This is a genomic window from Solitalea longa, from assembly GCF_002920915.1.
GTDB lineage: Bacteria > Bacteroidota > Bacteroidia > Sphingobacteriales > Sphingobacteriaceae > Solitalea > Solitalea longa.
Genome location: NZ_PQVF01000009.1, coordinates 23140 through 36291 on the forward strand (window position 1 = coordinate 23140; position 13152 = coordinate 36291).

Consider the following 13152-nt stretch of genomic DNA (forward strand, 5'->3'; position numbering starts at 1 on the left):
TTGCTCTTTTCATGAAATACCTCCTGTTTTTTTATTTGTTCATTTTATCAACTGCTGAATGCTTTGCCCAATCAGATACTAGCAAGGCAACCCTAACTCTAGCCGCAGTTTTCAGCAGCAATGCAAACTACTATGGACAAACCAGTGACGAACAAATGCCATTGGGACTTGTTAATGCTACTTACCGTTTTCCAATAGGATTATATTTTTCATCGAATATTTACCACCTATTTAACACACCAACTCCGCCCATTTTATCGCTCGAAGCAGGCTATGATGCAACATTTAGCGAGAAACTAAAAGCTTCGGTAAGTTTTAATCATTCATTTTTTCCAAAAAACTCACCGGTTTTACAAGCTTCAAATTATAATACACTGGGAGCTTCGCTTACTTATAGCTATTGGTTAAGCACAACTTTAGGAGCTGATTATGCATTTGGAAAGCAACAGGACGTTTTTATCACCTTGGGCAATTCAAAGTCTTTTGAGTTGGGCAGCCTGATCGACCAAAACGATGCCATTTCAATTGAACCGGCCATTGAGCTTGTTGGCGGAACCCAGCAGTTTTATCAAACTTACATTACCTATAAAAACAATAAGAACAAGTCGCCGAAGAATAATGGCTCTAACAACAGCAATTCAACGGAAATCACCTACGTGCCCAACTCCAGGTTTAGCTTTTTATCGTGCAACTTTAAATTACCCCTTAACTATAGCAGAGATCGATATTTAATTGAGACCTCTTATCAGTTTTCAGTTTTAGGAAAAAATGATGAAATTCCATTGGGAACATCTCATTCTTTCTTAGGCTTAAGTTTCTATTACCAATTTTAATATGAAAGTGCTCATAGTTGAAGATGAATCAGCTCTTGCTGCAGAAATTGAAACCTTTTTAAAGAAAGCGTTTTATCTATGCGATTGTGCCATTAATGGAAAACAAGCGCTGGAAAAGCTGGGGATCAATGAATATGATTTCATTTTACTCGACCTCGGTTTACCCGATATTGATGGTCTTGACCTACTTCAGCAAGCAAAAAAAATCGGCACTGAGGCTGCCTTTATTATTTTAACCGCGCGCGGAAATATTGAAGACCGTATTCAAGGCCTTGATTTGGGCGCCGATGATTACTTACCCAAACCGTTTTCTTTGCTCGAGCTTCAATCAAGGATGCATGCCATCTCCAGAAGGAAATTCGGTGTTCAGGAAAAACTAATAGAACTGGGTGAATTTAATATCGATCTGAAAAAACGCCTGGTTATTCATGCGGTAAACGAAATAGAATTGTCGCGCAAAGAATTTGACCTGCTTAGCTATTTGTTGCTGCATAAAAATCGTCCTCTTACGCGTATGCAGTTAAGTGAGCATATTTGGGGCAATTTTGCCGACGACGATTATGATTCGAACTATATTGATGCGACGATAAAAAATATCAGGAAAAAATTAGGTGCTTTTGGTTCAACCGAATGGCTCGAAACCATTAGAGGTGTGGGCTATAAAATAAAAATGCGCTAACCATTTTATACAACGTGAAGCTATTAACAAAACTCACTCTCTTTATCACGCTTTCGAAATTGGTGATCGTGGCCTTATTTGTTGCCCTATTACCAACTCTGATTGAGAATATTGCTTTTCAGTATACCAATTATTACCTGCGTGAACAAAAGGATAAAGTAATGAGCGTTGTTAACCGCAATGGCGTTGATTTTTACCTTCAGGGCGACAGCAGTTATGGCAGCTATACCATGCTAAAGGAAGAGTATATCTCTCTTGAACCTGCCCAACAACAAACCAAGCGCGACACTATAGAAACCACCCAACGGATTGTTGAAAGAGATACTTTAAATTACAGGGTGTTGAGCCATACGTTTAACTATAGCCACAAAAACTATATTCTTGAAATTGGAAAAACAACCTCTTCTATAAACCAATACAATGATGATCTGCAAAGGGTGGCGCTGTATGTATTAATTACCCTTGTGATTATTACCATCGTTATTGACCTGGTATTCACCCGATTTTTACTTCGGCCATTGGGTCTGATCATTAAAACTAAATTGTTAAACAGGCGGTTCCCTTTTAAAGAACAACCTCCGGCTATTAAAACCACCACTGTTGATTTTAAGCTTTTGGATGATTCATTCATTAAGTTAATGGACCAAATACACGAAACTTTTGAAAAGGAACGTGAATTTACCGCCAATGCTTCCCATGAGCTAATGACGCCCATCAGTATTTTACAAACTAAAATGGAAAACCTGATGGTGGAAAGTGAGCTTGATGAACAATTTCAATCGAGGTTATTGGAAATGATGAAAACACTTAGCCGGTTAAAAAAGATTGTTCATTCATTATTGCTGATCTCGCGAATTGAGAATGAGCAATTCGCCCGCGCGGGTTCTATAGCTGTAAAAACCTTGCTAAATGATGTAGTTGAAGATCTGGATCATCGACTGGAAGAAAAAGCCTTAACAATAGTGATGAATGTTTCAGATGAAGTGACAATCAATAATATAAACAGTGATTTAATTTTTCAACTGATCTACAACCTGATCAACAATGCAATCAGGTACAATAAATCTGGTGGAACAATTGAAATAAATGAAGTGTTTGAAGTCGATAGTTATTCTATCAACATAAAAGACACCGGTATTGGCATACCAGAACATGAACTTTCGACTATTTTCAACCGATTTAAAAAGGCAAACCGCTCGGGCAATGAAGGCTATGGATTAGGCTTAGCCATTGTTAAAAGCATTATTAACTATCATAACCTTCAGCTAAAAGTACAATCTGACGTTGGCCAGGGTACTGTTTTCTCAATATTTTTTCCTTTAGAAATGATGGACAGAAGTAACCATTAACCATAAAGTTCCTGCATATACCTCATCGATTCTTTCACCATTTCCTTTAGCACTTCAGCGTCAACATCGCTAAGTTTATTGATGTAAATACAGGACTTGGCGGCTTTATGCTTACCCAACTTTGATAACAGTTCATTTCTTTTTTCTTCGCTAAGCATTACATAAAAACTTATGCTTTGTTTTCGGGGAGAAAAGCCGGCCAAAGGAGCATCTCCTTCATGTCCACTTGCATATTTGTAATGATAACTACCAAACCCAATTATAGCCGGCCCCCACATGGTGGCTTCAAATCCGGTCGCTTCTTCTAAAATTTTAACCAGCGCATAGCTATCATTGCGCTTTTGCTCATCATCCACCGTATTAATAAAGTTCACAACACTTTCATTGGTAGGAACTGTCTTTTGTGTTGCCATAAGCTAATTTTATATTAAAATACACGTTGTGCGATTTGATTTTAAACGCGATAATTTTCAACGTTAGTCAGCCTGAGCGGAGTCGAAGGCACTGACCTACCCAAACGTTTGCTGATATTTCAACGGGCTTTTACCGGTAATTTCTCTAAAATACTTATGAAAACTGGCAAAATTGTAAAATCCGCTTTCATAACACACTTCTTTAACGGTAAGCTTATTTTCAATAAGCAGTTTGCAGGCATGACCTACCCTAATTTCGTTAATAAACTGTGTATAGGTTTTTCGGCTGCGTGATTTAAAGAATTTACAAAATGAATTAGGACTGATCTTAGCCACCGCAGCAATTTCCTTCAATTCAATCTTCTTTTTATAATTGGCAATTGTATAGTTATAAATGGCTTGGATCCGATCTTTTTCCGATTCGAGGAAATCATATTTAAAGCCCATAGAAACCAAATAACTCACTTCTTTACAGGCGCTGATCTCTGTTAAAGCCTCCAACAGCAGAATTACCTTGCGGCTATTTTGTGCCTTAACAATCCGCTCTATCAAACTGGCAACATAGTCTTTTGTTTTTCCGGCAATCTGAATCCCTCGTCCCGCTTGTTCAATCAGCTTTTTTAGCTCCTGATTCTCGGGAATATTTAAAAAATCTGCACCCCAAAAATCCTGTTTAAAGTGTACCACAAAAATATCAACCGGATTTTCCGTAGGATTTTCAAAATAGGCCGGATCAAAACGCCAGTAATGAGGCAAATTGCTGCCTACCAAAACCACATCACCCTCCTTAAAATATTGAATGCTGTCGCCTATAAATTGGGTTCCATTACCTTTTCTGAAATAAATTAATTCAAGTGTTTCATGGTAATGCCATCGATTATTAATATCGGGTTGGGTATCATTCCGAGCGCTGAATGACTGCGCCAATCCGGTGGTAACGTTTAAAAGGCAAGGTTTCATATAATCAAAGGCCGAAATAAAATTTAGCTTTATGCGCAATATGCCGAATTATTCCGATACATTATGACAAAATCGCATAATAAATAGGCAATCAAATAAACTTTTAAATACTACTTATCTCCTTTATTTGTGATAACAACAACCAATTTAAATTATATTGAACCAGGTAATCGGAATTAATTATTTCGGATTGGCTGGCTCTGTAACCAAGTATCAACCTAAATCAGATTATGAATATTACAACCGAGCAAAGCATTGATCAGGTAAATTCAAAGAACAAGAGTAGAAGCTACCTGGTTCCTTTAATTCTTATAACAAGTCTTTTTTTCTTTTGGGGCTTTGTTCATAATCTCGATCCGGTATTGATACCTCACCTGCGCAAAGCATTTCGATTAAACGATCTTGAATCATCATTGGTTGACTTTTCGGTATTCATTGCTTATTTCGCTATGGCCCTACCTGCAGGTTTCATTATGCGTAAATGGGGTTACAAAAGCGGCATCATCATCGGCTTAGTATTGTTTGCAATCGGTTCCTTCCTGTTTATTCCGGCTGCCAATACCATGCAATACGCTTTTTTCCTTGGGGCACTATTTATTATCGCCTGTGGATTAACCTTTCTGGAAACTGCCGCGAACCCGTATGTAACCATTTTGGGCCCAGCAGAAACAGCAACCCAACGACTCAATTTCTCCCAATCGTTTAACGGACTGGCTGCATTCATTGCACCGGTTATAGGCGGAAAGTTTATCCTATCGGGAAATGAAGTTAATCCCAGCTCCTTATCAGCGACTGAATATCAGAACTACCTGATTCAGGAGGCTTCTACTGTAAAATTACCATATACCATATTAGGTGCAGCCATTGTTCTCATCACCATCCTTTTCATTTTCACCAAACTGCCCGACATCAAACATGAGGACGAAACCGCCGAAGGTTCAACTATAAGGCAAGCTTTTAAGCATAAGCACTTGCGTTGGGCCGTAATAGCACAGTTCTTTTATGTAGGAGCGCAAGTGTGTGTATTAAGCTTCTTCATTCGCTTTATTACCGTTTCGGCTCATATGAATGAAAAATCAGCAGCTGTTTATTCAGGTTTTGCAGGACTGGCATTTATGATCGGTCGTTTTGCAGGGACATCGTTTATGCAGTTTATAAAGCCTAATAAACTACTGATGGTTTATGCAACAGCCAGCATATTATTAAGCGGAATTGCCATTTTTTCCTCGGGCATGATAACCGTTTACGCACTTATTGGTATTGCTTTTTTTATGTCGATCATGTTCCCTACCATTTTCTCATTAGGAATTGTAGGCTTGGGCAAAGACACCAAAATAGCTTCTTCATTATTAGTTATGTCGATAGTTGGCGGAGCCATTTTGCCTTTATTTCTGGGATATATTTCAGATCTAACACATAACATTCAATACGGCTATGTGGTTCCCTTAATCTGCTTTATAGTAATACTTTACTTCGGATGGAAGAAATGGGAACCAGAAACCTCGAACTAAGGCCATCTGATGGTTAAAGAATAATTATTTGTAATGATGAAAAATCAGGTATTAAGAATACACCCAAACGATAATGTGCTGGTTGCGCTTAAAGACCTTAGCAAGGGTGCTGTTATTCATTTTGAAGGTAGCGATTACCTGCTTACCGATGACATTGGAGCAAAGCATAAATTGTTTATGCAAGATATGCGACCAGGTGATGAAGTAACCATGTATGGCGTTTTAGTGGGCAAGATTCAATGTGAAGTAAAGAAAGGAAGCCGAATGACCACCGAAAACACCAAACACGCTGCCGAACCTTTTGCCTTTAGAAACAACTCTTATAGTTGGAATGCACCAGATGTCCAAAAATTTAACCAGCGAACTTTTAAAGGATATCTTCGCTCAAATGGCGAAGTAGGAACGGCAAATTATTGGTTGTTCATTCCAACTGTTTTTTGTGAGAACAGAAACCTCGATATTATTAAAGAGGCTCTATACAATGAACTGGGCTATGCCGTTGGTGACAAATACAAAAACTTTACTCACCAGCTGGTAGAATCTTATAGAGCAGGAGAATCAATAGATGAAATTGACTTTACTACCAGCAGTAGTTCTCCTTCACAACGAATGTTTGAAAATGTTGATGGGATAAAGTTTCTAAATCATAATGGAGGTTGTGGAGGGACCCGACAAGATGCCAACACCTTAAGTAAGCTATTGGCGTCTTACGCCGACCATCCCAACGTAGCAGGTGTAACTGTTTTAAGTTTGGGTTGCCAACATTTACAGGTAGATGACTTCATACGCGATCTGCAATTGCGAAATCCTTCTTTTGACAAACCCTTATTGATCTTTGAGCAACAGCAAACACAAAGCGAAGAGCAACTAATAAAAGATTCCATTAAGAGCACTTTTTTAGGCTTAATAGAAATTAACAAGCTGGTTCGCACCGAAGCACCTCTATCAAAATTATGCATTGGCGTAAAATGTGGTGGAAGTGATGGTTTCAGTGGTATTTCTGCGAATCCGGCAGTTGGGCATTGTGCCGACCTTTTGGTAGCATTAGGCGGCAAGGTTCTTCTGGCTGAGTTCCCTGAACTTTGTGGGGTTGAGCAGGAAATGATCGACCGTTCGATAGACCGGCCCACTGCTGAAAAGTTTATCCGCTTAATGACTGATTACGATAAGCTGGCACATCAGGTAGGTTCGGGTTTTTATATGAACCCTTCGCCGGGAAATATTAAAGACGGATTGATTACCGATGCGATAAAATCGGCGGGAGCAGCACGTAAAGCAGGGCTATCACCTGTTGTGGATGTTTTAGACTATACTGAACCGGCCACGAAACCAGGCCTTAGTTTGGTTTGCACACCGGGAAACGATGTGGAAGCAACTACAGGTAAAGCTGCTTCGGGCGCTACCTTGATCTTATTTACTACCGGTTTGGGCACTCCAACCGGAAACCCGGTTTGTCCGACCATTAAAGTTGCTACTAACTCGAACCTTGCAAAACGCATGGCCGACATTATCGACATCGATACCGGGCCAGTAATTGAAGGCGAAAAAACCATTGCCGAAATGGGTGAGGAAATTATGGAGTATTGCATTAAGGTGGCAAGTGGGGAGGAAATTCCGAAAGCAGTTCAATTAAACCAAGATGATTTTATTCCATGGAAAAGAGGTGTGAGCCTTTAATCCGCTTAATTAATAACAACAACATGTTCACATTAACTGATAAAAAGGCAATTGTTACCGGTGGCGGAAGCGGTATTGGAAAAGCAATTGCAGTTATTTTGGCAAAACAAGGTGCCGAAGTACATATTCTCGAACTTAATGCCGAAAATGCAAAGCAGACGATAGCAGAAATTGAAAGCATTGGTAAAAAAGCATATGCCCATAGTTGCGATGTTGCAAACCTTCAGCAGGTGAAAGCCGTTTTCGAATACATTGGTAACATTCATATATTGATAAACAATGCCGGCATTGCCCATATTGGCAAAGTTGACACTACCGGAGAAGAGGATTTCGACCGGATCATGAATGTTAACGTTAAAGGCGTTTATAATTGCTTAAATCAAGCTATTCCGCAGTTACGCAAATCGGGCGGCGGCGTAATTATCAATATGGCGTCTATCGCTGCGTTAGTGGGTATTCCTGACCGTTTTGCTTACAGTACTGCTAAAGGTGCGGTGAAAGCTATGACAATGAGCGTGGCAAAAGATTATATTGGCGAAAATATTCGTTGTAATTCTATTTCACCGGCGCGCGTTCATACGCCTTTTGTTGATGGTTTTCTGCAGAAAAACTATCCTGACAATATTGAAGGGATGTTCGAAAAACTTTCGAAAACGCAACCAATTGGCCGCATGGCTAAACCTGAAGAAGTGGCGGCTTTGGCACTTTACCTTTGCAGCGACGAAGCCTCTTTTATTACCGGCTGCGATTACCCGATTGACGGTGGTTTTACAACTTTGAATAATTAGAACATTACACGAACGATTTAAATAAACAATGAAACTTATACGATTTGGCAAGGCCGGAGAAGAAAAACCGGGAGTGATCATTAACGAGAAATACTTTGATGTTTCTGCTTTTGTAAATGATTATGATGAAAAGTTCTTTGGTACAGACGGCCTTGAAAAGCTGGAAAAACAGATTGAAAATGCCACTCTTCCTGAAGTTGATCCATCAGTACGCCTTGGCGCTCCTTTAGCCCGTCCTTCTAAAATTATTTGTGTAGGCTTAAACTATAAGGATCATGCGCATGAAACCAATGCGCCGATTCCTAAAGAACCGATTCTCTTTTTTAAATCAACATCGGCTATTGTTGGACCTAATGACGATTTAATTATCCCTAAAAACAGTAAAAAAACCGATTGGGAAGTAGAGTTAGCCATTGTTATTGGCAAAAAAGCGACTTATGTTGAGGAGAAAAACACTCTTGATCACATTGCTGGTTATGTATTACACAATGATTACAGCGAGCGTGAGTTTCAGTTGGAACGTAATGGTCAATGGGTAAAAGGAAAGAGTTGCGACACCTTCGCTCCTATCGGACCCTTTATTGCCACCAAAAATGAGATAGCCGACGTACATAATCTTCGTTTATGGTTAACCGTTAACGGACAGATGATGCAAGACGGTAATACTTCAAACCTGATCTTTAACGTACCTTTTATCGTTAGCTATATCAGCCAGTTTATGACACTTTTACCTGGTGATGTAATTACCACCGGTACTCCTGCAGGCGTTGGATTGGGACAGAAGCCGGAACCTTGGTATTTAAATCCTGGCGATGTGGTTGAGCTTGGTATTGAGGGATTGGGCAGCAGCAAACAACAGGTAAAAGCCTTTGAACCTTCTTCAAACTAAGATCGAAGGATTGTATGGCTATTGATGCTCATGTTCACTTCTGGAAATTCGATCCGGTTCGCGATAGCTGGATAGATGGGACTATGCAGGTTATCCGCAGAGATTTTTATCCGGCTGACCTCGCTCCTGTTTTTACAGAAAATGGAATAAGTGGTTGCATAGCCGTTCAGGCCGATCAAAGCGAAGCTGAGACCGAATTTCTGCTATCCCTTGCCCATGAGCATAGTTTTATAAAAGGTATTGTAGGCTGGATCGATTTTAAGCATGATAACATAGCAAAACGCTTGGCTCATTACAGTTCGACTAAGCTTATCAAAGGCTGGAGGCATATTGCCCAGGCCGAGCCGAGCGGTTTTCTGATAAATGAACGCTTTCTAAACGGATTATCATTACTGAAACAATATAATTACACCTACGACATTTTAATTCAGCATAAGCAATTAACGGATGCTATTAAACTGGTTGACAGGCTTCCGGAACAGGCTTTTATCATAGATCACTGTGCTAAACCCAATATAAAAAACAATGAATTGGAGGAATGGAAAAAGCATTTGAAAGTGTTGGCACAGAATCCTAATGTGTATTGCAAACTTTCGGGTTTGATGACTGAAGCGCAATGGAACAACTGGACACCCGAACAGGTAGTTAAATATATTGATGCGGTTTTCAATACGTTTGACATTAACCGTATCGTTTTTGCCAGTGATTGGCCGGTAATGCTTTTAGCCGGAAATTATCCACAATGGAAAAAACTGATTGAGAAATACATGGCACAATTTAATGCCGAGGAACGTGATCTTGTTTTTTCACAAAATGCCACCAGGTTTTATAATTTATATAAAGACAGATGAATCTTAACCTCGAGAATAAATACATTATAGTAACCGGTGGAGCCAAAGGTATTGGAGCGGCCATTGCCAAAACATTGGCAGTTGAAAAGGCTATTCCTATTATTGTTGGCCGTAACAAAACCGACAATGAAAATTTAATTGGTCAATTCAAGGCTTTAGGTTTAAAGGCTGATTATGTTACTGCCGAACTAACCAACCCTGATGATTGCCGGGTAGTAGTTGAAACCGTTTTAGAGCGATACAAAAGAATTGACGGACTAGTTAACAACGCCGGGGTTAATGATGGTGTCGGCTTAGAATCCGGCAATTATGAAGCCTTTATGCAGTCCTTACATAAAAACCTGGTGCATTACTATTTGATGGCACATTATGCCTTGCCGGCTTTGAAAGCAAGCAAAGGGTCCATAGTAAATATTGGCAGCAAAACTGCCGAAACCGGCCAGGGAGGAACTTCAGCATACGCCGCTGCTAATGGTGGTCGTAATGCGTTAACCCGCGAATGGGCTGTTGAATTACTGCCATATGGCATCAGGGTAAATGCGGTAATTGTGGCTGAAGCCTTTACGCCTCTCTATCAAACATGGATCAACACCTTCGACAACCCTGAAGAGAAATTAAAAAGCATTACCGCTAAAATTCCATTCGAAAAGAGAATGACGAAGGTGGAAGAAATAGCCGACATGGCTGTTTTTTTACTTAGCGAACGATCAGCACATACAACCGGACAATTAATCCATGTTGATGGTGGATATGTGCATTTAGACCGAGCAATTTCCTAGTATAACTGAATAATAGTCTGTGTAAGTAAAACGGCCGATTCTTTAATTAGAAAAGGCCGTTTTCTTTTCACTTCTAATATCCTCTGGAGGCAATACGGTCTTCAATATCCTAATGCCAAGAGTTTTAACAAGATTTCAAACTAAGCTTTTACGGATTTTAAAAACCTGAAAGTTTCCAGCATGCTGATTTCCACTGAGGCCGCTTCAAAACCAAGCTCCTTTTTAGCTTTTAACACATTTACCTGCGGCGAGGCATCCCAAAGTTCTTTGATATCTTCTACGGTTAGCAAAGGTTCTTTGCCGGTAAGAAAACTAACCTTCTCCCCTAACCAAGCCATACAAAACAGCAGGAATTTTGGAGCCATTGAAGGCTTTTTTAAATTAAGTTGAGGAAGATGTTGATAGGCCAGATCAAAAACTTGTTCAACGCTATACTTTTGAGGATGTGATATGATGTAGCGTTCACCATTCCTTCCATGTTCAATGGCCAAAAGAGCAGCACGAGCAACATCAGTGGCATTTATAAACAAGAAATTGAACCGAGGCAACATTGGTAAATTTTTATTGGCAATATCAGCAAACACTCTAAGCGTAGGAGTTAGTGCATTAAAATGAGGACCGATAATAGCAGATGGCAATAAAGTGCAGATCGTTAAGCCTCGCTGTTGCGCAGTTTGTAAAGCCTTTTGTTCCGATAATGATTTCGAATAAGGATAAGGTCGTTGTTTCAGTTGGTTCCAACTGCTTTCATCCATTGGCATCTGACTATCATCAAGAGCGGCAATACTACTGATATAAATAAGTTTCTTTACGCCTGCATCAGCAGCCGCATTCACAATATTTATGGATAGGTTTACATTTTGATCGATTATATCTTTTTGAAGATCTTTTGCCCAACGCTTAAAAACGGCGGCAGTATGAATGATCACATCTGCTTGATTAAATACCCTTGCTAACTGCTGTACCGAATCATAATCAAGTGTTACTATTTCCGTTGGAAGATCCGCAAGTACGGAAACATCTGCATTTCTTCGCACGCCAGATAATACCTCTACATTTTGAGTTAGCAGATATCTGACAATGTTATTTCCTAAATGACCATTTGCGCCTGTTACTAATATTTTCATATAGATTGTTGTTTTTGTTGAGCACAAAGCTTGAAAAACAAAAACAGGCTGCAGTTAACAAATGGTAAAAAAGGAAGCTAACGTACTTGCTTCCTGATTCGACTGAGCGATTGAGGAGTGATACCCAAATAAGAAGCAATTATTGATTGAGGAGCACACAAAGCAATATCACCTTGCTCGGTTATAAACTTTAAATAACGAGCAGTGGCATCCACTCCCAAATATGCATTACGGGTATATATCTTTTCCATTAACGCTTTTTGGGCAATTTGCAGCATGGTTTCCTTCCATTGTGGAATGGAGGCAATAAGCAGGTCTATGCTTTTCTTTGATAATACTATTAAAGTTGAATCACAAACCGCTTGAATGCTTTCGGTAGCAGGAGTAAGGTTGTTAAAGCTTTCCAGATCAGCAATAAATTGATTTTCCTTAATAAAATAATGCGTTTGCTCTTCACCATCATTATTATGGATTAAAGTACGAACAAGTCCTTCGGTTATAAATAAGATCTCCCTGCAAACAGCTCCACGCTCAAGTAAAAATTCGTTTTCCTTTACTTTACGTACTACCAATTGCGCTTCAATTAGTTGTAGTTCATCACTGCTGAATTTGTTGAATTGACTAAGTAGATTGAATAAGGCAGAATGCATGTGGAGGTGTTTGGGTTTTAATAAAGATTGCATCGTTTTGAGGATACCAGAAAGCAATCTTTCTATAGTTGAAAAAACTGCTTTTTAAACTATTTCAAGTGCCTATTGATCCAATGTTTTATTTCTTCAATTCTAAATTTTCCGGTACTCGCGGCAATTACCATTTCATACTTTTCGTCCTGACTTGCAAAGACGTCCATCCCATTTTCCATTAGAATCAATCGCATTAATACATAAGAAGTACGTTTATTACCATCTATAAAAGGGTGATTAATAACAATACTTTCCAAAATGGCTGCCGCCTTTTCAATAGGGGTTGGATATAATTCTTGTTGATCAAAAGTTGCAAATGGACGAGAAATAGCAGACTGAAGAGCTCCTATATCTCTAATTCCTTTGCTGCCCCCAAATCGATCAATGAGAATATTGTGAATATTCTCAACATCATTTAAGCTGATCATTTGGCAAGCCTGTCTAATAATTCTTTGTCTTCAGATAAGATCTGACGCAGATTACTTGCCAACTTAATTTTGTCAGCTGATTTAGATTGAAGCTCCTGAAGAAATGAAAGAACATCTTGAAGAACCTCTTCAGGAACGCTATCAAGCACTTTTTGAATTTCAATTTTTATTTGGGTCTTAGTCAT

At 39.3% G+C, this 13152-nt stretch carries 15 protein-coding genes; 9 read left to right on the forward strand and 6 right to left on the reverse strand.

From position 1 onward, the window contains the following. Positions 1-11 precede the first annotated feature (11 nt). From C3K47_RS13325 to C3K47_RS13335, 3 genes are read left to right on the forward strand one after another with little or no spacing between them, the layout of a single operon-like run. A complete protein-coding gene (locus tag C3K47_RS13325) occupies positions 12-833 on the forward strand; it encodes a hypothetical protein (RefSeq protein WP_103789648.1) in 822 nt (273 codons plus the stop codon). A 1-nt stretch (position 834) separates the two neighbouring features. Further along, complete coding sequence (locus C3K47_RS13330; protein ID WP_103789649.1) at positions 835-1512, forward strand: response regulator transcription factor; 678 nt, start codon at positions 835-837, stop codon at positions 1510-1512. 14 nt (positions 1513-1526) lie between these two features. Then, positions 1527-2861, forward strand: a complete 1335-nt coding sequence (locus tag C3K47_RS13335) for a sensor histidine kinase (RefSeq protein ID WP_103789650.1) — start codon at positions 1527-1529, stop codon at positions 2859-2861. Here C3K47_RS13335 and C3K47_RS13340 read toward each other — a convergent pair. Then, positions 2858-3274 (reverse strand): DUF1801 domain-containing protein, encoded by a 417-nt coding sequence (locus C3K47_RS13340; protein ID WP_103789651.1) that lies wholly within the window; start codon positions 3272-3274, stop codon positions 2858-2860. The genes C3K47_RS13335 and C3K47_RS13340 overlap by 4 nt on opposite strands. 96 nt (positions 3275-3370) lie before the next feature. Beyond that, positions 3371-4234, reverse strand: coding sequence for a helix-turn-helix domain-containing protein (locus C3K47_RS13345; RefSeq protein WP_103789652.1), 864 nt, complete (start codon positions 4232-4234; stop codon positions 3371-3373). Positions 4235-4464: 230 nt separating this feature from the next. On the opposite strand from C3K47_RS13345, the gene fucP reads away from it, so the two are divergent. From fucP to C3K47_RS13375, 6 genes are read left to right on the forward strand one after another with little or no spacing between them, the layout of a single operon-like run. Then, positions 4465-5745, forward strand: a complete 1281-nt coding sequence (gene fucP, locus C3K47_RS13350; RefSeq protein WP_103789653.1) for an L-fucose:H+ symporter permease — start codon at positions 4465-4467, stop codon at positions 5743-5745. A 36-nt stretch (positions 5746-5781) separates the two neighbouring features. Then, complete coding sequence (locus C3K47_RS13355; RefSeq protein WP_103789654.1) at positions 5782-7422, forward strand: UxaA family hydrolase; 1641 nt, start codon at positions 5782-5784, stop codon at positions 7420-7422. Positions 7423-7445: 23 nt separating this feature from the next. After that, on the forward strand, positions 7446-8210 hold the full coding sequence (locus tag C3K47_RS13360; protein ID WP_103789795.1) for an SDR family NAD(P)-dependent oxidoreductase: 765 nt from the start codon (positions 7446-7448) through the stop codon (positions 8208-8210). Between the two features lie 28 nt (positions 8211-8238). Continuing rightward, a complete protein-coding gene (locus tag C3K47_RS13365; RefSeq protein WP_103789655.1) occupies positions 8239-9099 on the forward strand; it encodes a fumarylacetoacetate hydrolase family protein in 861 nt (286 codons plus the stop codon). A gap of 14 nt (positions 9100-9113) precedes the next feature. Continuing rightward, positions 9114-9950, forward strand: coding sequence for an amidohydrolase family protein (locus C3K47_RS13370; RefSeq protein ID WP_103789656.1), 837 nt, complete (start codon positions 9114-9116; stop codon positions 9948-9950). Beyond that, a complete protein-coding gene (locus tag C3K47_RS13375; RefSeq protein ID WP_103789657.1) occupies positions 9947-10729 on the forward strand; it encodes an L-fucose dehydrogenase in 783 nt (260 codons plus the stop codon). Before C3K47_RS13370 ends, C3K47_RS13375 begins: the two co-directional genes overlap by 4 nt. Before the next feature lie 140 nt (positions 10730-10869). Here the strand turns inward: C3K47_RS13375 and C3K47_RS13380 are convergent, their stop codons facing one another. The 4 genes from C3K47_RS13380 to C3K47_RS13395 all read right to left on the reverse strand — a co-directional run bounded on the left by C3K47_RS13380 (position 10870) and on the right by C3K47_RS13395 (position 13152). Further along, positions 10870-11856, reverse strand: coding sequence for an NAD-dependent epimerase/dehydratase family protein (locus C3K47_RS13380; RefSeq protein WP_103789658.1), 987 nt, complete (start codon positions 11854-11856; stop codon positions 10870-10872). Positions 11857-11933: 77 nt separating this feature from the next. Next, positions 11934-12506 carry a Crp/Fnr family transcriptional regulator gene (locus C3K47_RS13385; protein WP_165784703.1) on the reverse strand — a complete coding sequence of 191 codons (573 nt, stop codon included), beginning with the start codon at positions 12504-12506 and terminating at the stop codon, positions 11934-11936. An 89-nt stretch (positions 12507-12595) separates the two neighbouring features. After that, on the reverse strand, positions 12596-12967 hold the full coding sequence (locus C3K47_RS13390; protein ID WP_103789660.1) for a type II toxin-antitoxin system death-on-curing family toxin: 372 nt from the start codon (positions 12965-12967) through the stop codon (positions 12596-12598). After that, positions 12964-13152: a hypothetical protein gene (locus tag C3K47_RS13395; protein ID WP_103789661.1), complete on the reverse strand. Its 189-nt coding sequence runs from the start codon at positions 13150-13152 to the stop codon at positions 12964-12966. Before C3K47_RS13395 ends, C3K47_RS13390 begins: the two co-directional genes overlap by 4 nt.